This is a genomic window from Achromobacter maghribensis, from assembly GCF_057334215.1.
This window is the reverse complement of sequence record NZ_JBHFII010000043.1, coordinates 29531-49611: the sequence shown is the minus strand read 5'-3', so window position 1 is coordinate 49611 and position 20081 is coordinate 29531. Positions and strand designations below refer to the sequence as shown.

Here is a 20081-nt window from a genome sequence, read left to right as displayed (position 1 = left end):
GGCGCCGGCCATTTATTGACCGCAGGCGCCAAGCCTTTGTTATGACAGGACAATTTGGACATGCGCAAAGGCTATCCCAAGGCTTGTCCACAGTCGCTGTGGGTAACTTCCCCCGTCAGATTTTTCCCGGCGTCAGGCGTTGCCCGCCGCCTGCATCGGGCCGGACCAGGGTTCCGCGTCCAGTTGGAAACGCAGCTCCTGGTATTCGCCATCCACGCCCACGGAACGCAGCAGGCCGGCGTCCATGGCCTGGCCCAACGCGCGGCGGCACAGGGTTTCGGGATCGTCGGGGAGCGACTGGAAGACACCATCGGGAATGCGCAGGCGCAGCAGCGCCTGGGGATCACCGCGTTCCGCTGGCCGGCCGATATGGATGTGCGCGGGGTAACCGTGCGGGCACCAGATGCCAACGTGATACTTGCCTTCGGCGCCGGCGTCGGCGACATAGCCGGGATGATCGTATTTTGCGGTACCCATGGACCCTCCTCGAGTGCGGCGAACTAGCGCGCGTGACCCATGGTAGCTCAGGGCTGCGGCGCTGTGCGGCCTGCAATACCCGGGAAACTCCGGGCTGGAACAAAGGATTGACCCAAGGCAAGTCGCAGACAAAAAAAGGACGAAAAAAAGCCGCGATTGGAATCGCGGCTTTTTCTCTGAAACTGGTTGCGGGGGCAGGATTTGAACCTACGACCTTCGGGTTATGAGCCCGACGAGCTGCCAGACTGCTCCACCCCGCGTCTGATGTGTGAACTATACATCATTTTGAAATCTTGTGCAGCGCAACCAGCGGATTATTCGTGTTTTCAGGCCCATTTATTCGAAAAATTCTCGCCGCCAGCCGGAAAAAGCGGTCCAAAGGACCCGGAACGTCCAAACAAATCACCTCCGCCGGGGCGATCGCCGTCACCCGCACTGCCCCACCGTAGCCGACCCCGTGCGCTTCACCCGCATTCAGGCGGATGGGCACCGGCATAACCAGGCCATTGGCGGCTTCAACGCCCGCAGACGGCTCTTCGACGCGCACGCTGCCCGCCACACAGACCAGCGTTGCGCCGGCTCGCAGCGTCAAAAACCGGCATGCGCCGGTGGCGATTTCCAGGCGATGGGCCTCGGGTTGAGTGAATTGGGCGTCGGGTTCGGCATTCATGGTGATCTCCAGTCGGACCCTGACAGGCTACGCGGCCCCTGCTTTGCGCAACAGCCACACCCCAGGCCTTTCTGTACCGATGCAGATGCTCGATTTCGATGCTGTTATGGTGTACTTTCCATGAATCTGTGCCTACCTTCATTCCAACCTCGGGGAGCATGATCGGCGCATGGACCCACAACCGCTGTATCTCCGCCTGGCGAACCACTATCGGCGCGCCATCCAGACGGGCGTGCTGGCGCCCGCCCAGCGCATGCCGTCAGTCCGCACGCTGGTGCGCACCCATCACGTCAGCCTGTCCACCGCGTTGCAGGCGTGCCGCCAATTGGAAGACGACGGGCTGATTGAAGCCCGGCCCCGCTCGGGCTATTTCGTCCTGCAACCACGCCGCAACAGCATCCCGCCGGTCAACGAACCCGACATCCGCCAGACACTGGGCGCAGCGCAGTACGTGGGCATTCATGACCGCGTTTCGGATTTCATCGCCAAGTGCGAGGCGCATCCCGTCAGCGCCAACTTCGCGCTGGCTGCGGCGGTGCCGGAGGCGTATCCGATGGAAGCGCTGAAACAGGCGATGACGCGCGCCCTGCGCATGTCGCCGCAGGTGCTGGTCAGCCCCGTCCCGCCGCAAGGCCACCCGGAACTGCGCACGGTGCTGGCGCGCCGCGCGCTGGCCAATGGCATCAACGCCACGCCCGACGACGTCATCGTCACGCACGGCTGCATCGAAGCACTGAACCTGGCGCTGCGCGCGGTGGCGCGGCCCGGCGACACCATCGCCGTCGAATCGCCGACCTACTTCGGCCTGCTGCAGATCCTGGAGAGCCTCGGGATGCGGGCGCTGGAGATTCCCACCAGCCCGCAGAACGGCTTGTCGATCGAGGCGCTGGACCTGGCTTTCCAGACGCACGGCAATATCCGCGCCGTCGTCGTGGTGCCCAATTTTCAGAACCCGCTGGGCTGCGTGATGCCCGACGCGGAAAAGGCCCGGCTGGTGGCACTGTGCGAACGCCAGCAGGTGCCGTTGATCGAAGACGACACCTATGGTGCGCTGACCGACGACGACACCCCGCTCGCCGCGGCCAAGTCCTGGGACGCGACCGGCAACGTCATCTATTGTTCATCCATGCACAAGACCCTGGCGCCGGGCATGCGCCTGGGCTGGCTGCTGGGCGGGCGCTGGAAGGCCCGCATCGCCATGCTGAAGTTCGCGCAAAGCCGTCCCAACGAGCCTCTGGCGCAGATCGCCGTTGCCGAGTTCCTGGGATCGCGTGCCTATGACCGGCATCTGGCACGACTGCGCAGGCTGTTGAAAATCCAGCGCGACCAGACGGCCGAAGCCATCGCCGCGCACTTTCCGCGCGGCACCCGCCTGAGCGTGCCGCAAGGCGGCATGCTGCTGTGGGTGGAAATGCCCGGCGGCCGGTCGGGCATGGACGTTTTCGAGGCCGCGCTTGAACAAGGCATCCGCGTCGCGCCGGGCGCAATGTTTTCGAATGGCACACGCTATAACCACTTCCTGCGCATCAGTTGCGGCCAGCGCACCACGCCTGACATCTCCCGCGCCCTGCTGACCCTGGCGCGCATCGTCGGCGAGCGCGAGGGATGAATCCGGCGCTGCACCAGTTCATCGTCGACTACGGTTTATGGGCCGTGCTGGGCGGCACCTTCCTGGAAGGCGAAAGCGTGGTGGTGTTCGCGGGATTCCTGGCGCATCAGCATCTGCTGCGCTTGCCCGAAGTGATGCTGTGCGCCTTCGCCGGTTCTTTCGTGGCCGACCAGTTGCTGTTCTTCCTGGGCCGGCGCTATCGCGATCACCGCCTGGTGCGGCGCATCCGCGAGAAGCCCGCCTTCGAACGCGCCCTGGCGCTTGTCGACCATTATCCGCACGGCTTTATCCTGAGCCTGCGTTTCCTGTATGGGTTGCGCACCGTCGGCCCGGTGGCATTGGGTATGTCCCGCGTGCCGGCGCTGCGCTTCCTGGTGCTCAATGCGATCGCCGCCGCCATCTGGGCGGTAGGTTTCAGCCTGCTGGGCTACGTCTTCGGGCAGACCATCGAGTCGCTGCTGGGGCGCCTGCATGGCGTGGAAACCAAACTGGCGGTGGCCGCCGTGATCGGCGTGACGATCTGGCTGGCGTACCACCTCGCCACACGGCGCAGGCGCTGACCGGAAGTCAACAGACGACGCGGCCGCTGGCGTACAGCACGTGACGCCGCCGTGCCTTGCGGTACCAGCCGCCGATCAGCGGCAGCAACGCCAGGCGGCGCAGGATGGGATGACGCTGGTCGAAGTCGTGCCAGGCCTTGAAGCCATGCCCCATGCGCTCCCAGCTCTGGCGCGCTTCGGGAGTAAGTTTGCCGGGGTCGAACGCCGCCAGCTTTGCCGCTTCCGAGACGCGAGCCAACATGGCTCCGCCCCGGTGTTCCAATCGATACTGATTCCGCATGGGGCCGCATATTACCCGGCTTGGGCGTCCCGTGTAGGACATTGAAACAGGGACTTTGAAAGCGCAAAAGGAGCCACCTTTGACCGCCCTTTCCAAGCCCTTGTTAACAAAGGAAATTACGCATCTATGCCCGGACTATCCCAAGGCTTGTCCACAGAAGCTGTGGGTAACTTCGGCGCGGAACCGGTTACTTCAGCGCGGTGGCAATCATGTCGCGCACGCTTTCGAATCCCGCCACGTATTGCGGATTTTCGGAGCGGGCCAGCAGGCTGGAGTAGTTCTGCTCAAGTTGGGCCTCGATCGCTTCGCGCAAACCGGGCGACGCCTTGACCAGATGCAGCATCGACAGCAAGGTCGAATTCAGCGCGTCGATACGGCCGCCCTGGTGCGAAATGGTGTGCACGATGACGGCGATTTGTTCCTGGATGTCCATGTATAAGCCTCCTGGCATTGTGAGTCGGCGCAAATCCTAGCATGGCGCTGCGGGCCGGACGACGCTAGGCAAGCGCCACGCGCCGCGCTAGCATGAAGCGTAGCCGCAAGGGCACCGCGGCGCACGCCCCCGGCGCATCCATGGCGCCCTGGGCCACCGGAGCGCGCTCATGAAGACGATCCAGAACTACGCCCCCCCGGACGCCCAGTCCCTGCAGCGCTTGCAGGACCGCCTGGGCTACAGCGACGCACGCATGGCGGAACTGGCGGGGTTGGACGCGGCCACCCCCTGGCCCAGCTACGCCGGCGGCCCCGAACCGCGCCAGCTGGGTCGCCAGCGCCTGTTCTATATGATGGCCCGCCTGACGCTGGACGAGCGGGAATGGCAGAAGGTGCTGGCCGCCATGCGCGACGCTGGCGCCCACTTCGACTACGAAGACCCACTGACGGCCGAAGCGCCGCCCGCGCCGGAACCCGAGGCCGACGAAGAGCGCAAATTCGGCATGCTGCTTGTCAGCCGCAACGGCGCCTTCCACGAAATGGAGCAGCTGCGCGAGTTCGCGCATTTCGCCCATGAATCCGATGTCAGCCGCTTCGTGCATACGGTGTTCTACGACAGCGACATCGATCTGTGCCGCTTCCGCTTCGCCGATCACGACGGGCCGGACGACGCCAGCCGCGACCGCATCTTCGACGCCGCGCACAAGACCATCACGCGCTTCGAGTTCGACGGCCGCGTCTACCATGGCGGCATCCCGCCGGAATCCGACGGCTAGGCTGCCGACCTGACCGGCCCATGCCCCCATCGGCAGTCACGCATCGGCCGTCAAGCATTGGCAATCACCCGCGCGCATGCCTGCGCATTGACGCCGGCATGCCGCCGCCTGTACCGTCGGCACTCCTGCCCCGCCCCTTCGCCCTCCGCATGAACGAACGACTCGACGCCATTGACCGGCAACTGCTCAGCCTGCTTTCCGCCAACGCGCGCGAACCCGCCGCCATTCTGGCGCGCAAGCTGGGGCTGGCCCGCACCACCGTGGTGGCGCGCATCGCCCGGCTGGAGCGCGAGCACATCGTCTCGGGCTATGGCGTGCGCCTGGGCCGGCTGCTGGAAGAAGCCGCCGTGCGCGCCTACTGCTTCATCAGCGTGCTGCCCAAAACGCCCGCTGCCGTGATCCGCGAACTGGAACGGATGCCCGAAGTGGAAGAGGTGTCTTCCGTGAGCGGCCCCTACGACTATCTGATTTTCCTGCGGTGCGAAACCCATGAGCAGCTGGATGAATTGCTGGACCGCATCGGCCTGATCGACGGCGTCAAGCAGACACAGACGTCGATCGTGCTGAGCCGCAAGGTGGACCGCCGCAGCGCCGTCGCCGCCCCCTGACGCGCGGGCCCCGGGCCGCCCGCCTTTTCTCGCGGCCCGACATGGTGTTGTAATGGCGGATAACGAGATTTCTGGACAACCCATGCTTGCACGCCTTGCCTCCGCCGCTGCCCTGTTGACCCTGCTTGCCGCCTGTTCCAGCATGAGCGAGGTCACGTCCGTCGACAAGGACACGTACAGCGTTACGTACAGTTCCGGCACGCAGCTGTTGACCTGGGTCGAACTCAAGAATCAGACGCTGCAACGCGCCGATCAATACTGCCAATCCCTGGGCCGCAAGCTGCAAAAACCCAAGGTGACGTCCAACCATGCGACGGGCCTGGGCTCCAAGCGCGCGACCGTGACGTTCGAATGCGGCGCCATCGATCCTCCTAAAGACAAAGCATCGTGAAATCCTTCCTGCCCGTGGGAGTCACCATGGGCGATGCCGCCGGCATCGGCCCCGAAATCGTCGTCAAGGCGTATGCGCAAGGCTTGAATGCGCCCTGCGTGGTGTACGGCGACGCCGGCGCGCTGCGCCGTGCCGCGGCCCAGTTGGGCGCGCGCCTGGATATCGTTGAAATCCGCAGCGTGGACCAGGCCCAGCCCGATGCCGGGCGCATCAACGTCGTTGCCTGCAGCCCCGCCTTGCCGGCCGACCTGCCCGCCGGGCAGATCAGCGCCGCCGCCGGACGCGGCGCCTACGACTACGTCTGCGCCGCCATCGACGACGCGCAGGCCGGCCGCATCCGCGCGATCGTCACCGCCCCGCTGAACAAGAAGTCCATGCACGAGGCCGGCATCGATTATCCCGGCCACACCGAGATCCTGGCGGAGCGTTCCGCAACGCAGGACTTTGCCATGATGCTGGCCAACGACGAGTTGCGCGTCCTGCTGGTCACGATCCATGTCGCGCTGGCGGACGTCATCGCCCGCATCACGCCCGACGCCGAATTGACCGCGATGCGGCTGGCCGACCGCGCGTGCCGGCAAATGGGCATTGCCGCGCCCCGGGTGGCGGTGGCCGGACTGAACCCGCATGCGGGCGAAGGCGGCAAGTTCGGCCGCGAAGACATCGACATCATCGAACCCGCCATCGCTCGCGCCCGCGACGAAGGCATCGATGCCAGCGGCCCGTGGCCCGGCGACACAATCTTCATGCGCGCGCGCCGCGGCGAGTTCGACATCGTCGTGGCCCAGTACCACGATCAAGGCCTGATCCCCGTCAAGTACCTGGGACTGGACCACGGCGTGAACGTCACGGTGGGGCTGCCTTTCGTGCGCACCAGTGTCGACCACGGCACCGCTTTCGACATTGCGGGCCGCGGCGTGGCCGACCAGGCCTCGCTGGTCGCCGCCTTCGATCTGGCGCTGGCCATGACGCCCTAGGGGCTCTGGTCCGGCGCGGGCCCTAGGGCCGCGGCGGGCGCGGGACTACAATACGCCCCGTTTCCGGCGCCCTTGCGCGCCGCCGCTTTCCCGACTTGCCCTTTATCCCTTTATGTCACGCCTTGTCCGCCTTCTGCCCGACCGCTTCACCCTCTACCTGATCTGCACCGTCATCATCGCCAGCATCGTGCCCGCGCACGGGCAAGGCGTCGTGATATTTGGCTGGATCACCAACATTGCCGTCGGCCTGCTGTTCTTCCTGCACGGGGCGCGCCTGTCCCGCGAGGCCATCATCGCCGGCCTGACACACTGGAAGTTGCACCTGACCATCTTCTCCGCCACGTTCCTGATGTTCCCCTTGCTGGGCCTGGCCCTCAAGCCGGTGCTGGAACCGCTGGTGACCCCCGAGCTTTACCTGGGCATCCTGTTCCTGTGCTGCCTGCCGGCCACGGTGCAGTCGGCCATCGCGTTCACGTCCATGGCGCGCGGCAACGTGCCCGCCGCCGTGTGCAGCGCGTCGGCATCCAGCCTGCTGGGTATTTTCCTGACACCGCTGCTGGTCGGCACGGTGGTGGCCAACGCCGGCAGCGCCCCGATCTCGTTCGACGCGGTCGGAAAAATCATGCTGCAACTGTTGCTTCCCTTCGTGCTGGGCCAGTTCGCCCGCCGCTGGATCGGCGCCTGGGTGCACAAGCACAAGGCGATGCTGAAGTTCGTCGACCAGGGTTCGATCCTGCTGGTGGTCTACACCGCGTTCTCGGAAGCCATCAATGAAGGCCTGTGGAGCACCACGCCGATCCCCGCGCTGGTGGGTCTGGTGGTCTGCTGCGCCGTGATCCTGGCCCTGGCGCTGGGCCTGTCCGCACTGGCCGGCAAGCTGTTGGGGTTCAATGTCGAAGACCGCATCACCCTGCTCTTCTGCGGCTCGAAAAAGAGCCTGGCCAGCGGCATCCCGATGGCGCAGGTGCTGTTCGCCGGCCACGCGGTCGGCGCCATCGTGCTGCCCCTGATGCTGTTTCACCAGATCCAGCTGATGGTGTGCGGCGTCCTGGCCGCACGCTACGGCAAGCGTCCCGAAATCGAAGGCTGAGCCGCCCGGGACGTAAAAAACCGCGCCACGGCGCGGTTTTTTTTGGGTCATCGCCAGGCGTCAGTACATGTCGCGAGGCTGCGCGCCCGAGAAGTTCAGGAAGCGCGTGCTGGACCCTTGGAACGTCAGCCGCACCGTGCCGATCGGCCCGTTACGCTGCTTGCCGATGATGATCTCGGCCGTGCCCTTGTCCGGCGAATCGGGGTTGTAGACCTCGTCGCGGTAGATGAACAGGATGACGTCGGCGTCCTGTTCGATAGCGCCGGATTCGCGCAAATCGCTCATCACGGGGCGCTTGTTCGGGCGCTGTTCCAGGCTTCGGTTCAACTGCGACAGCGCGATCAGCGGGCAGTTCAGCTCTTTGGCCAGGCCCTTCAGCGATCGGCTGATTTCCGACACTTCGGTAGCCCGGTTTTCGCCCGAACCGTTACCCGACATCAGCTGCAGGTAGTCGATGATGATCAGGCCCAATTGGCCGCACTGGCGGGCCAGGCGGCGCGTGCGCGCGCGCACTTCCATCGGGCTCAATGCGGGCGTCTCGTCGATGTAGACCTGCGCATCCTGCATGAGCTGCACTGCGTGGGTCACGCGGGGCCAGTCATCGGCGATGAGCTTGCCGGTACGCATGCGGTGCTGGTCCAGCAAGCCGACCGAACCCAGCATACGCATCGCCAGCTGCACCGCGCCCATTTCCATGGAGAACACGGCCACGGGCAGGCCTTGTTCGATCGCCACGTGTTCGCCGATGTTCATCGAGAACGACGTCTTGCCCATGGACGGACGTCCCGCCACGATGATCAGGTCGCCGCCCTGCATGCCCGAGGTCATCTTGTCCAGGTCGGTGAAGCCCGTCGGCACGCCGGTGACGTCCGAACTGCCTTCCCGGTGGTAGAGCTCATCGATGCGCTCGACGACCTGGGTCAGCAGCGGCTGGATCTCCTGGAAGCCCGCGGCGCCGCGCGAGCCTTCCTGGGCGATCTTGAACACCTTGGATTCCGCTTCATCCAGCAGTTGCCGCGCTTCCTTGCCCTGAGGGTTCAATGCCGCCGAGGAGATCTCGTCGGCGATCGACACCAGCTTGCGCAACATGGCGCGCTCACGCACGATTTCGGCGTAGCGGCGAATGTTGGCGGCCGACGGCGTGTTGTGCGCCAGCGCGTTCAGATAAGCCAGCCCGCCCGAATCTTCGGCCTTGCCGGCGCTGATCAGCGATTCATTGACGGTGATGACGTCGGCGGGACGCGCCAGCCCGATCAGGCGGGCAATGTGGTGCCAGATCAGCCGGTGGTCGTGGCGGTAGAAGTCTTCTTCGACCAGCACGTCGGCGATGCGGTCCCACGCGGTATTGTCCAGCAGCAGGCCGCCCAGAACCGACTGCTCCGCCTCGATCGAATGGGGTGGAACGCGCAGGTATTCGAGCTGGGGATCGGCAGGTGTGTTCATAACTTCAATAGTAACGGCTGCAAGATATCGGCAGCGCGGAAAAAGCCCTGGACGTCGCGCGAGGGCAAGCGGCGCAACAGGGGCCGCAAGGGCGTTGCGACGCCGCACAGGACGCGCGCCAGGCGCGTCAGGCGAACTTTGACCTCGGGGTCAGGGTTGCTCTCGAGATAGACGCGCAGCGCCAGTTCACCCAGCGTCACGGCTACCTCATCCGGCAGTTTACGCAAAGACACGAGCGACGCCAGCATCTGGAACAAATCGTACGCCTGGGCCAACGGGCGGGACAGCGTGGACCCGATGTTCTCTTCGAAATCGATACGCCACAGTTCGCCGTCGCGCAGCGTGATATTGCGGATTTGCGCCCCGCCATGCCACATCCCGCGGGCGTGGAACGCCGCCATGTCGTTGGCGGCCGCGCGAGCCAGCCATAACTGCGAGGTGGAATCCTCGTTGCGGATCAGGTCGGCCAGGTCTTCGCCCACGTATTCCAGTACCAGCAGGCCCTGCTCTTGCCACCACACTTCGGGCACGCGGCAACCCGCCTGCAACAGCGTCGACAGGCGTTGGGCCTCATGGGCGAGGCCGTTCTGCAACAGCACGCCGGGGCGTGGGAATTCACCCAGGAACAGCTTGCAGCCCACGCCCAGCAAAACGGCCCGGACATAGCGCAGCGCATAGGCCACGCCGCGGCCGAAGCTTGGGCGGCGGCGCTTGATGATGCAGCGCACACCGTCGATCGTCACGTCCCGCACGGAGGGTTCGCGCGAGGCATCAACGCTGTCAAGCCAGGCGCGCAGGCCGGGCGGCGCGTTGTGATGAACGGGCGGCTGAGTCAAGGGGTCCTCGGTACGAAACATTGGCGCGCTTCATGCGCGATGCCCGAAAGGCTACACGCAATGGCGGCCGGGCAAAAAGAAAAAAAGCCGGCGCGCGGGCCGGCTTCTTTGTACTGCGGGTACCGGCTTAGGACAGTTCGCCTTCAACCAGAACCGTGACGTCGACGAGAACGTCGGCGTGCAGGGCGACCTGGATCGGGAACTCGCCGATCGACTTCAGCTGGCCATTGGGCAGACGCACTTGCGCCTTTTCAATGCCTTCGAAACCGGCCTTCTTCAGCGCTTCGGCGATGTCGGCATTGGTAACCGAGCCGAACAGACGGCCGTCAACACCGGCCTTCTGAGCGATCTTCAGCTGGAAGCCGGAGACGCGCTCGCCCAGAGCCTGGGCGGCGGCCAGCTTTTCAGCCTGAACCTTTTCCAGCTCGGCGCGGCGAGCTTCGAATTCCTTCAGGGCGGCGTCGGTTGCACGACGAGCCTTGCGCTGGGGAATCAGGAAGTTGCGGGCGTAACCATCACGCACGCGAACGACTTCACCCAGGTTGCCCAGGTTAACGACTTTTTCGAGCAGAATAACTTGCATTTTCAGTGCCCCGGATTAGTTGTGGTTGTCGGTGTAAGGCAACAGAGCCAGGAAGCGCGCGCGCTTGATGGCCGTGTCCAGCTGGCGCTGGTAGATTGCCTTGGTGCCGGTCAGACGAGCCGGGATGATCTTGCCGTTTTCTTGCACGAAGTCGCGCAGGGTGTCCAGATCCTTGTAGTCGATCTCTTCGACGCCGGCTGCGGTGAAGCGGCAGAACTTACGACGCTTGAAGAGCGGGTTCTGCTGCGTGAATTTGCGTTTTTCTTTGCGTTTTCCGAAGAAAGCCATGATATGTGCCTCTATGTTTGAGGGATCTGGTGGTTATCGATAACCGGGCCAAACTCCCATAACCTATCCGTATTCAGAAGGCGCTCTCGCACCTTTTGCCCATTCCCTTCAAGCCACCTGCGGATCGCGCCCTGCGCTGCCGCTGATCTTGCGTGCCTGCTGCAAATGCAGCTTGATCTTCACCGAGTCTTTGCGGGCGGGAGCCAAAAACCCCTGCACCAGCAATTCAGACCCTAACGCGGTGTTCTTCAACAGCAACGCCAGATCGCCTAGTGCCACGGCGGTAATCGTCAATTCGACACGGCGCGGGTGGCCGGCTTCAATGACTTCCGATTCGTGTGCCAGCAGCATTTCCAGCGCTGGCAGTCCGGCGGGAGTGTGGCGCAAAGGCTCGCATTCAAGAACGCGGGCGCTGAGTTCCAGCTTGTTCATCCTGCCGTGCACCAAGGGGACTTCACGGGATGAGCTCTGCGTGAGCCCTGCTTACTCGGCCTGAGCCGGCGCTGCTTCAGCCGAAGCCTTACGGGCTTCTTCGCGCTCAACCGACTTCATCATGATCGAGGGCGTGGACTGGGCCTTCTTGGTCTTGATGACCAGGTGGCGCAGAACGGCGTCGTTGTAGCGGAACGAGTGCTCCAGCTCATCCAGCGTGGCTTGGCCGCACTCGATGTTCAGGCAAACGTAGTGAGCCTTGACCAGCTTCTGGATCGGGTAGGCCAGTTGACGGCGACCCCAGTCTTCCAGGCGATGAACCGAGCCGCCTTGGCCCGTGACCAGCGCTTGGTAACGTTCGACCATGGCGGGCACTTGCTCGCTTTGGTCGGGGTGAACGATAAACACTACTTCGTAGTGACGCATGAGTAAAACTCCTTGAGGATGTCTCGCTGGCCAACATCCTGCACCCGCGCTTTCCATCATGGGTGTCGCACTGCCCTGTTCCCGGTCCACCGCCGCGGATTGCTCCATTTTGGGGTCCCGGTAGGGTTTCAGCACGCTAAGACGTCGGCCCGCAAGGGGCAGCCCGCTACCCAAAAACCATGGGCGGTCGAGCAAGAAAGCCCTCGATTATCACCGATCGGACGGCATGGCGCAAGCCGCAAGGGGCTCAGGAAATAAGGGACGGACTATTTCCATCGCCTTGGGCGACTGGCTGAGGCAGATCGGCAACATCGATTTCCTGTGGCCGGTTGACCACGCTGACCATCACATAGCTGATGATCATCAGCAGGAACCACGAGCCCAGCTTGGCGATCGACACCCATTCCCAGGCATGCGACTGGTTGGGATAGCGCCAGGCATTGGCAAAGGTGCCGATATTTTCGGCAAACCAGATGAACAGGGCCACCAGCACGAAACCCAGCAGCAACGGCATGCGCCGGTAGACTCGCCAGATCCGGAAATACACCCAGGTGCGCGCGAACAGCGCCGCCGTCAAGCCGAACAGCGCCCAGCGGAAATCCATGATGAAGTGATGCGCGAAGAAATTCACATAGATCAGCACCGACAGCGCCACGGTCGCGGCCATCGACGGATGGGCGCGGAAGCGGAAATCAAACAGGCGCCACACCCGGGCCAGGTAGCTGCCCACGGCCGCATACATGAAGCCCGTGAACAGCGGCACGCCGCCAATCCGAAGCACGCTGGCCTCGGGGTAGATCCAGGACCCCGCCGCCGTCTTGAACAGTTCCATGCCGGTGCCCACCACATGGAACATGAGGATCACGCGGGCTTCGCTCCAGGTCTCCATGCGCAGTGCCAGCAGCAAGGCCTGAATGCCCAGCGCGGCAAGGGTCAGGAAATCGTAGCGGGCCAGCAGCGCATCCTTGGGATACCACCAGTGCGTGCCCAACAACAGCGCGCACATCAGGCCGCCGAACAGACAGGCCCAGGCCTGCTTTGCGCCAAAGCGGAAGAACTCGTAGAACGCGACGCCAAAACGGCCGCGGCCGGCCAAATTGCTGGCCAGCCGCGATTCCCACTCTTGCAGCCCCGCGATAAGCGGCCAGTCACTGGCCGCCGGATGGCTCACGGAACGCTCAGCCTTCCACGACGGCGTAGGCCGAGTGGTTGTGGATCGATTCGAAGTTCTCGGCTTCGACGCGATAGCGGGCGATACCCGGATGCGCGTTCAGGCGGGCGGCCACGTCGCGCACCAGGTCTTCGACGAACTTGGGATTGTCGTAGGCGCGCTCGGTCACGTACTTTTCATCAGGGCGCTTGAGCAGGCCCCAGAGTTCGCACGAGCCTTCCTCTTCGATCAGGCGAATGACACCATCCATGCTGATGTCGTCGCTGAGAATCGCCGACACGGTGACATGCGAGCGCTGGTTGTGCGCGCCATATTCCGAGATGGCCTTGGAACACGGACAGAGGCTGGTGACGGGCACCTGCACGATCAGTTCGAATTCGACGCCATCGCCTTTGGCACGCGCGATCCACTGGACTTCGTAGTCCAGCAGGCTTTGCACGCCGGAGATGGGCGCCGACTTGTTGATGAAGTACGGGAACGACGCCGTGATGTCGCCACGGTCGGCATGCAGCAACGGCAGCATGTCGGCCGCCATGGCGCGGAACAGGGTCGGCGTCATGGGGGTGCTGCGGTATTTTTCCAGCAGCGCGACGAAACGGGACATATGCGTCCCTTTTTCTTCGGGCGGCAGCGCCACCGTCAGGGTCCAGTTGGCGACAGTGCCTTGGGCCGAGCCATCGCCGCTTTCAATCAGCATGGGGTGGCGCACGCCACGGATGCCCACGCGTTGAATCGGGATGTGCCGGGTGTCCGCCGAGCTCTGGACGTCGGGCATCACGATGGCGGGGTCGATCGGAGAATTCATGTCAGCTTACCTGTCTAGGCAATCAGTCGCTCGCGCACGGCCTAGAAAACTTTGAGAGACGGCCATTATCGCCCAAACCCCGGCAACCGCCAGGGAAAACCCTTCTATCCGTAGGTTGGCGGGGCCGGAACAGTGTGTTTCATATGCCGGACAAAAGCGGCGCCCTTGTCCGGAGCCCTAAACCCGTCAGGCCAGCAGATCGGCGTAGCGGGCGCGGATCGACTGTTCGATGCCGGCGGCATCCAGGCCGATGCCTGCCAACAGGGCCGATTGTTCGCCATGGTCGATGAAGGCGTCTGGCAAACCCAGCTGCAGCACGGGAATCTGCACGCCGGCGGCGCTCAGGGTCTCGAGCACCGCGCTGCCCGCCCCGCCCATGATCGACGCGTCTTCCAGCGTGACCAGCGCATCGTGCCGGGCCGCCAGGTCAAGGATCAGTTCGCGGTCAATGGGTTTGACGAAGCGCATGTCGGCCACCGTGGCGTCCAGCTTGCCGGCCGCCGCCAACGCGGCCTGCACCAGGGTGCCAAAGCCCAGGATGGCGATCTTCTTGCCTTCGCGGCGCACCACCCCGCGGCCCAATTCAACCGTGTCCAGCCCGGCGCCTTCCGGCGCGCCGCAGCCCGCGCCGCGCGGATAGCGCACGGATGCCGGGCCCGGGTACTGATAACAGGTGGACAGCAGCAGACGCGCTTCGCTTTCGTCCGACGGCGTGGCGACCACCATGTTCGGCACGCAGCGCAGGAACGCGGTGTCATAGTTGCCGGCATGGGTGGCGCCGTCGGCGCCCACGATGCCCGCGCGATCCAGCGCGAAGGTCACGTCCAGGTTCTGCAAGGCCACATCATGGATGAGCTGGTCGTAGCCGCGCTGCAGGAAGGTCGAGTAGATCGCGACGACGGGCTTCTGCCCTTCGCAGGCGATGCCGGCGGCAAACGTCACGGCGTGCTGCTCGGCGATGCCCACGTCGAAATAGCGCAGCGGGAACCGCTTTTCGAATTCCACCAGGCCACTGCCTTCGCGCATGGCGGGCGTGACGGCGACCAGGTGCGAATCCTGTTCCGCCATGTCGCACAGCCAGCCGCCGAACACCTGGGTGAAGGTGCGCTTGCCCGGTGCCTTGGATTGCTGGATGCCAACGGCGGGATCGAACTTGCCCGGCCCGTGATACAGCACCGGATCGGCTTCGGCGAGCTTGTAGCCCTGCCCCTTCTTCGTGACCACGTGCAGGAACTGCAAGCCTTGCAAGGCCTTCAGGTTCTGCAACGTGGGCACCAGGGCGTCCAGGTCGTGGCCGTCAATGGGGCCGACGTAATTGAAGCCGAACTCTTCGAACAGCGTGGCCGGCGTGACCATGCCCTTGGCATGCTCTTCGAACCGGCGCGCCAGCTCAAGCACCGGCGGCACATGCTGCAGGACGGCGCGGCCGACATTCTTGGCCGCGGCGTAGAAGCGCCCCGACATCAAACGCGCCAGATAGCGGTTCAGCGCCCCCACCGGCGGCGAGATCGACATGTCGTTGTCGTTCAGGATCACCAGCAGGTTGATGTTGGGCGTGACGCCCGCGTTGTTCATGGCCTCGAACGCCATGCCGGCGGACATGGCGCCATCGCCGATGACGGCGATGTGCTGGCGCTGCACGCCGGCGTTGCGCGACGCGACCGCCATACCCAGCGCGGCCGAAATGGACGTCGACGAATGCGCGGTGCCAAAGGCGTCGTATTCGGATTCGCTGCGCTTGGGAAAGCCTGAAATCCCGCCCGCCTGGCGCAGTTGCGCCATGCCGGCGCGGCGCCCGGTCAAGATCTTGTGCGGGTACGACTGGTGGCCCACGTCCCAGACGATGCGATCATGCGGCGTGTCGAACACCTGGTGCAGCGCCAGCGTAAGCTCGACCGTGCCCAAGTTGGACGACAGGTGCCCGCCCGTTTTGGATACCGACTCCAGCACGAAGCCGCGCAGTTCGTCCGCTAGCTTTTTCAGCTCGCGACGATCCAGGCGCTTGAGGTCTGCCGGGGATTGAATGCGGTCCAATAAATCAGTCGTCATGCTTTTATGGGGTTCGTTGACCCGGCGTGGATTCAGGCCGGGCTGGTCACGGATCAGCGGTCTCGAAGGACGATGAAGTCGGCCAACTGCGCCAGGCGCCCGCCAGCATCGCCCAAAGGCGCCAACGCCGCCAGCGCCGCTTCACGCAATTCGTCGGCGAACGCCCGCGCCTCGGACAAGCCCAGGAGCGACACGTACGTCGGCTTGTTCTCCGCCGCGTCCTTGCCCGGGGTCTTGCCCAGGCTGGCGGTATCGGCGGTCACATCAAGAATATCGTCCACGACCTGGAAGGCCAGGCCCATCGCTTGGGCATAGGCGTCCAGCGCCTGGCGCGAGGCCGAGCTTGCCCCCGCGACGATGCCACCCAGCGCCACACTGCAGGCCAGCATGGCGCCGGTCTTCATGCTGTGCATGGTTTGCAGATCGTCGCGCGACAGGGAACGGCCAACGCTGAGCAGGTCGATGGCCTGCCCGCCCGCCATGCCCTGACTGCCGGCGGCGCGCGCCAGCGACTGGGTCGCCTGCACGACCAGGGCGGGCGCGATCGGCATGGAGGCCAGCAGGTCGAAGGCCAGCGGCTGCAAGGCATCACCCGCCAGCATGGCGGTGGCTTCGTCGAACTTGACGTGCGTCGTGGGCTGGCCACGGCGCAGCGTATCGTCGTCCATGCAGGGCAAGTCGTCGTGGACCAGCGAATACGCGTGGATCAGTTCCACCGCCGCGGCGGCACGGTCCAGCGAGGCCTCGATGGCCAGCACGCTGCCGCTGACCGGGCAGGCTTGGCCGGCGGCATAGACCATCGCGGCGCGTACCCGCTTGCCGCCGCCCAGGACGGCGTAGCGCATGGCTTCATGCAGGCGGACCGGCAGCACATCCGCAGGAGGCATCAGGTCGTCCAGGACGTCTTCGACGTGCCGCACGCGCCCCTGCAGCCACTCCGGGAAAGCGAGTTGAGTTTGCTTCATCGGATTCTTATTCGTCATCCAGCGCTGCGGGGTCCAGTGGGCGCAGCAAGTCGCCCTCCAGGACCTTCACCTGCTGTTCGGCCTGCGCCAAGCGGTCTTGGCAGACCCGGGTGAGCGCAACACCGCGCCGGTAGGCGGCCAGCGATTGCTCAAGCGGCAACGATCCGTCTTCCATGGCCGCAACCAATGACTCCAATTCGGCCAGGGCCGTTTCGAAATCCTGGGGCAAGGGACGGTCGTCGATCTGCGGATCGGCTTGTGTGGGTTTGGCCAAACGGGTCTCCGAGGGCGCTAGGGGTGGATCAATCTCCGAATTGTACGAGATCGCCACGCCAGAGCCGGCTACACCCGCGCGATCATGCGGATGTCCCCGCAAGACCCGCGATCGCCGCCCGCAGCGCCGGCGCCACGCGCGTGCGCAGTTCGGGTTCCGGCAACAGGCTGGCAGGGCCGCCGCAGCTCATCACGAAGACGCCTTCGCCGGTGATGGACGTAAACGGCACCGCGACGGCGTTAATGCCCGACTGCCACTCGCCAATGGCGAAGCAGCAGCCTGATTCCTGGAGTTCCCCGCGTGCACGGGCAATGGCGTCAACGGGAGGCGCGGCGGCCCCCAGACGCGCCATCGTCTCGTCGCACGCGCCGGGCGGCAGGCTGGCCAGATAGGCCCGTCCCATTGCGCTGTCCAGGCTGGCGCGATAGCCGACCGGCAGGCGCAGGTACAGCGCGGAAGATCCGTGGATCGCTTCCACATAAGTCATGGCGTCGCCGTCGAACGCGCCGAGCGCGACCGCGCCGCCGGTGTCGCGGGCCAGTTCGGTCATCGAGGCCTTGGCCAGTTCGCGCACCTCGAGCCCGGCCAGCAGGCCAAAGCCCAGCGCCAGCACGCCATAGCCGGGCGAGTACTTGCCGGTATCCGGGTGATAACGCAGGTAGCCCAGCTCGGTAAGCGTGTAGGTGATCCGGCTGATGGTGGGCTTGGGCAGGCCGGTCAGGCGCGCCAGGTCCAGGTTGCCCAGTGCGGTCACGCCATGGCGAAAGCAGCGCAGCACGTCCAGCCCCCGCGCCAGCGCGGTGATGAAGTCGGGGGAATTGGCGCCCTCGCCCACGCCGGCCGTGCGTTTGCGGCGCGCGGGCTGGCTGAGTTCCAGCCTTTCGTCGGGCTTGGTGGCCGCATGGATTACCCGCTTGGCATCAGAAAAAGATTGCATTTCTATTCGCTTCGTTTTTATAGTTTATTTCGAATAACAAAACTAAATTCCATATAACGGAATTTAAATGATCCAAGGAGACTTGGCAAGCCACTGCGGCGCCCCTGGCGGCGCGATCCGGCCAAGCCAAGCCCGTCCTCCACTCACGCACGCGATTTCAAGGGGAAAACATGATTCGCACGAGTATCAAACTGCTGGCCACCGTACTGCTCAGCGCCGCCGCGCTGGGCGCGCAAGCCGACACGTATCCGGCCCGGCCCATCAAGGTCGTCTCGCCCTTCCCGGCGGGCGGCGCCACCGATGTGCTGACCCGCATCCTGGCCGAACGCATGGCCAAGACCCTGGGCCAGCCCATGATCGTGGAAAACAAGGCAGGCGCGGGCACGTCCATCGGCGCGGCCTACGTGTCGCGGGAACAGCCCGACGGCTATACCATCCTGATGGCCACGAACTCGACGCTGGTGACCAACCGCTATCTGTATAAGGAACTGCCCTACGACCCGGACGGTTTTGCCCGCATCGGCATGGTGGGCGTCGGCCCGCTGGTGCTGCTGTCCAGCCCCAAGCGGCCGTTCAACAGCACGCAGGACGTGGTGGCCTACGCCAAGCAGAATCCGGGCAAGCTGACGTTCGCAACCTTCGGCCCCGGCACGTCGTCGCACCTGGCTGGCGAACTGTTCAAGGAACGCGCCGGCATCGACATCCTGCACGTCCCCTTCAAGGGCGCGACCCAGGCCCTGCCCGCGCTGATCAGCGGCGACGTGGACCTGTTCTTCGACATGGTCGCCACCGGCATGCCGCAGGCGGACGCCGGCAAGGTCAAGGTCTTCGCCATCACCAGCCCGTCTCGGCTGGCGACGCTGCCCAAGCTGCAGACGCTGGCCGAAGAAGGCTACCCTGCCTTCGACATGACGGCCTGGTTCAGCTTCGTGGCGCCCAAGGGCACGCCGGCTCCGGTGCTGGAAAAACTGCAGGCCGCGTTGACCGAGACCCTGCAGGACGAAGCCGTGAAGAAGCGCATGCTGGACATGGGCATCGACCCGCGCTCGGGCACGGCGGCCGAATTGGACAAGCAGATCAAGACCGAACAACCGATCGTGTCGCAACTGATCAAACAGGCCAACATCGTCCTGCAATAAGCGCGCACGGTTGCCCGCCAACGGTTTAGTGACAAATCGTTCGCGGCCTTGCCGGCCCGCGAAACGGTGGCGGGCCTCTCGGTCCGCCACCCTTTCCACCGACTGCGCCCATTCGGGTCCTGTCGGTTTTTTACGCCTTGCCTAACCGCTGGATACAGAAGCCGGACGCATGCCGCTGCTAAGGTGAAAAAGGATTCACCAGCGGGAGCCCGGATTGCCTGAAACCGAAGACCGATACGCTCGCCTGGACGCCGCCCGCTGGCTGGCGGCCGTGGCGGTCGTGCTGCTGCATAGCGCGGCGCTGATCGTCAGTGACCCGGCCGCCTATGGCCGCGGCGCCTGGCTGGCCGCCAATCTGTATGACTCGGCGGCGCGTTGGTGCGTGCCCGTCTTCGTGATGGTCAGCGGCGCCCTGCTGCTGGACCCCGGCAAGCCCAGCGACGCCCTCACGTTCTACAGCCGCCGGATGGCGCGCATCTGCGCCCCGCTGGTTTTCTGGACCTTGTTCTATCTGGCATGGCGCACGGGCCTGGACTGGTGGGACGACGGGCGCGTCGACTTTTCGTTCTGGCCGCGCAAGGTCGTCCAGGGCGAACCGTATTACCACCTGTGGTACCTGTACATGATCGTGGGTCTGTACCTGTTCGCCCCGCTGGCCCGCCTGCTGTATGCGCGCAGCACGCCGCGCGGACGCGCGCTTTGGGTCGTGGGCATTCTGGGCGTGGCGATCCTGGACGCGCTGTACCGGCGCGCGCTGGGTGCCCCGCACGGCTTCTTCCTGACCTGGTTCCTGCCCTATCTGGGGTACTTCGTGGCCGGTCGTGTGATTTTTGACGGCGAAATGCGCATTCCCCGGCCCGGCC

Annotated in this window: 25 protein-coding genes and 1 tRNA gene; 9 read left to right on the top strand and 17 right to left on the bottom strand. The window is 64.7% G+C overall.

Annotated features, from left to right (window positions below; translation table 11 throughout):
- Positions 1 to 132: 132 nt before the first annotated feature.
- From ACE039_RS17460 to ACE039_RS17450, 3 genes are all read right to left on the bottom strand, one after another.
- Positions 133 to 477, bottom strand: coding sequence for a hypothetical protein (locus tag ACE039_RS17460; protein ID WP_105554882.1), 345 nt, complete (start codon positions 475 to 477; stop codon positions 133 to 135).
- Between the two features lie 183 nt (positions 478 to 660).
- Positions 661 to 737: transfer RNA gene (locus ACE039_RS17455), tRNA-Met, on the bottom strand.
- A gap of 20 nt (positions 738 to 757) precedes the next feature.
- Complete coding sequence (locus tag ACE039_RS17450) at positions 758 to 1147, bottom strand: hypothetical protein (protein WP_448711503.1); 390 nt, start codon at positions 1145 to 1147, stop codon at positions 758 to 760.
- Between the two features lie 169 nt (positions 1148 to 1316).
- Here ACE039_RS17450 and ACE039_RS17445 point away from each other — a divergent pair, with 169 nt between their 5' ends.
- Both ACE039_RS17445 and ACE039_RS17440 read left to right on the top strand, forming a co-directional pair.
- Positions 1317 to 2756 (top strand): aminotransferase-like domain-containing protein, encoded by a 1440-nt coding sequence (locus ACE039_RS17445; RefSeq protein WP_105554884.1) that lies wholly within the window; start codon positions 1317 to 1319, stop codon positions 2754 to 2756.
- Positions 2753 to 3316, top strand: coding sequence for a DedA family protein (locus tag ACE039_RS17440; RefSeq protein ID WP_448711501.1), 564 nt, complete (start codon positions 2753 to 2755; stop codon positions 3314 to 3316). The genes ACE039_RS17445 and ACE039_RS17440 overlap by 4 nt, the downstream gene beginning before the upstream one ends.
- A gap of 7 nt (positions 3317 to 3323) precedes the next feature.
- On the opposite strand, the gene ACE039_RS17435 is transcribed toward ACE039_RS17440, so the two are convergent.
- On the bottom strand, positions 3324 to 3557 hold the full coding sequence (locus ACE039_RS17435) for a hypothetical protein (protein ID WP_105554886.1): 234 nt from the start codon (positions 3555 to 3557) through the stop codon (positions 3324 to 3326).
- Positions 3558 to 3783: 226 nt separating this feature from the next.
- Positions 3784 to 4029 (bottom strand): hypothetical protein, encoded by a 246-nt coding sequence (locus ACE039_RS17430; protein WP_006225041.1) that lies wholly within the window; start codon positions 4027 to 4029, stop codon positions 3784 to 3786.
- A gap of 169 nt (positions 4030 to 4198) precedes the next feature.
- Here ACE039_RS17430 and ACE039_RS17425 point away from each other — a divergent pair, with 169 nt between their 5' ends.
- From ACE039_RS17425 to ACE039_RS17405, 5 genes are all read left to right on the top strand, one after another.
- Positions 4199 to 4804 (top strand): hypothetical protein, encoded by a 606-nt coding sequence (locus tag ACE039_RS17425; RefSeq protein ID WP_448711497.1) that lies wholly within the window; start codon positions 4199 to 4201, stop codon positions 4802 to 4804.
- Positions 4805 to 4953: 149 nt separating this feature from the next.
- Positions 4954 to 5412 (top strand): Lrp/AsnC family transcriptional regulator, encoded by a 459-nt coding sequence (locus tag ACE039_RS17420; RefSeq protein WP_006225043.1) that lies wholly within the window; start codon positions 4954 to 4956, stop codon positions 5410 to 5412.
- An 82-nt stretch (positions 5413 to 5494) separates the two neighbouring features.
- On the top strand, positions 5495 to 5803 hold the full coding sequence (locus ACE039_RS17415; RefSeq protein ID WP_332008075.1) for a hypothetical protein: 309 nt from the start codon (positions 5495 to 5497) through the stop codon (positions 5801 to 5803).
- A complete protein-coding gene (gene pdxA, locus ACE039_RS17410) occupies positions 5800 to 6780 on the top strand; it encodes a 4-hydroxythreonine-4-phosphate dehydrogenase PdxA (RefSeq protein WP_485822924.1) in 981 nt (326 codons plus the stop codon). Before ACE039_RS17415 ends, pdxA begins: the two co-directional genes overlap by 4 nt.
- A 112-nt stretch (positions 6781 to 6892) precedes the next feature.
- Positions 6893 to 7870: a bile acid:sodium symporter family protein gene (locus ACE039_RS17405; protein ID WP_105554889.1), complete on the top strand. Its 978-nt coding sequence runs from the start codon at positions 6893 to 6895 to the stop codon at positions 7868 to 7870.
- A 60-nt stretch (positions 7871 to 7930) separates the two neighbouring features.
- Here ACE039_RS17405 and ACE039_RS17400 read toward each other — a convergent pair whose 3' ends face one another.
- The 12 genes from ACE039_RS17400 to ACE039_RS17345 all read right to left on the bottom strand — a co-directional run bounded on the left by ACE039_RS17400 (position 7931) and on the right by ACE039_RS17345 (position 18079).
- Positions 7931 to 9313 (bottom strand): replicative DNA helicase, encoded by a 1383-nt coding sequence (locus tag ACE039_RS17400; protein ID WP_006218311.1) that lies wholly within the window; start codon positions 9311 to 9313, stop codon positions 7931 to 7933.
- Positions 9310 to 10149, bottom strand: a complete 840-nt coding sequence (locus tag ACE039_RS17395) for an RIO1 family regulatory kinase/ATPase domain-containing protein (protein ID WP_448708901.1) — start codon at positions 10147 to 10149, stop codon at positions 9310 to 9312. Before ACE039_RS17395 ends, ACE039_RS17400 begins: the two co-directional genes overlap by 4 nt.
- 127 nt (positions 10150 to 10276) lie before the next feature.
- Positions 10277 to 10732: a 50S ribosomal protein L9 gene (gene rplI / locus ACE039_RS17390; RefSeq protein ID WP_427960508.1), complete on the bottom strand. Its 456-nt coding sequence runs from the start codon at positions 10730 to 10732 to the stop codon at positions 10277 to 10279.
- Positions 10733 to 10747: 15 nt separating this feature from the next.
- Positions 10748 to 11020, bottom strand: a complete 273-nt coding sequence (gene rpsR, locus ACE039_RS17385) for a 30S ribosomal protein S18 (RefSeq protein ID WP_006218308.1) — start codon at positions 11018 to 11020, stop codon at positions 10748 to 10750.
- 108 nt (positions 11021 to 11128) lie between these two features.
- Positions 11129 to 11452 (bottom strand): primosomal replication protein N, encoded by a 324-nt coding sequence (gene priB / locus ACE039_RS17380; RefSeq protein ID WP_175177768.1) that lies wholly within the window; start codon positions 11450 to 11452, stop codon positions 11129 to 11131.
- A gap of 51 nt (positions 11453 to 11503) precedes the next feature.
- A complete protein-coding gene (gene rpsF, locus ACE039_RS17375) occupies positions 11504 to 11878 on the bottom strand; it encodes a 30S ribosomal protein S6 (protein WP_006225050.1) in 375 nt (124 codons plus the stop codon).
- A gap of 247 nt (positions 11879 to 12125) precedes the next feature.
- Entirely contained in the window at positions 12126 to 13049 is a 924-nt protein-coding gene (locus ACE039_RS17370; RefSeq protein ID WP_448708899.1) for a DUF817 domain-containing protein, read from the bottom strand.
- A 7-nt stretch (positions 13050 to 13056) separates the two neighbouring features.
- Entirely contained in the window at positions 13057 to 13854 is a 798-nt protein-coding gene (gene folE2, locus ACE039_RS17365) for a GTP cyclohydrolase FolE2 (protein ID WP_448708898.1), read from the bottom strand.
- Positions 13855 to 14040: 186 nt separating this feature from the next.
- A complete protein-coding gene (dxs, locus tag ACE039_RS17360; RefSeq protein WP_448708897.1) occupies positions 14041 to 15903 on the bottom strand; it encodes a 1-deoxy-D-xylulose-5-phosphate synthase in 1863 nt (620 codons plus the stop codon).
- 53 nt (positions 15904 to 15956) lie between these two features.
- A complete protein-coding gene (locus ACE039_RS17355) occupies positions 15957 to 16868 on the bottom strand; it encodes a polyprenyl synthetase family protein (RefSeq protein WP_105555537.1) in 912 nt (303 codons plus the stop codon).
- Positions 16869 to 16875: 7 nt separating this feature from the next.
- The gene (locus ACE039_RS17350; protein WP_105554896.1) at positions 16876 to 17142 is read right to left on the bottom strand and encodes an exodeoxyribonuclease VII small subunit; all 267 of its coding nucleotides are present in this window, start codon (positions 17140 to 17142) and stop codon (positions 16876 to 16878) included.
- Positions 17143 to 17224: 82 nt separating this feature from the next.
- Positions 17225 to 18079 (bottom strand): IclR family transcriptional regulator, encoded by an 855-nt coding sequence (locus ACE039_RS17345; RefSeq protein ID WP_448708896.1) that lies wholly within the window; start codon positions 18077 to 18079, stop codon positions 17225 to 17227.
- A gap of 170 nt (positions 18080 to 18249) precedes the next feature.
- On the opposite strand from ACE039_RS17345, the gene ACE039_RS17340 reads away from it, so the two are divergent.
- On the top strand, positions 18250 to 19218 hold the full coding sequence (locus ACE039_RS17340) for a Bug family tripartite tricarboxylate transporter substrate binding protein (RefSeq protein WP_448708895.1): 969 nt from the start codon (positions 18250 to 18252) through the stop codon (positions 19216 to 19218).
- A 214-nt stretch (positions 19219 to 19432) separates the two neighbouring features.
- Positions 19433 to 20081 (top strand): acyltransferase (locus ACE039_RS17335; protein WP_485822923.1); only part of this gene is annotated, 649 nt, incomplete at its 3' end.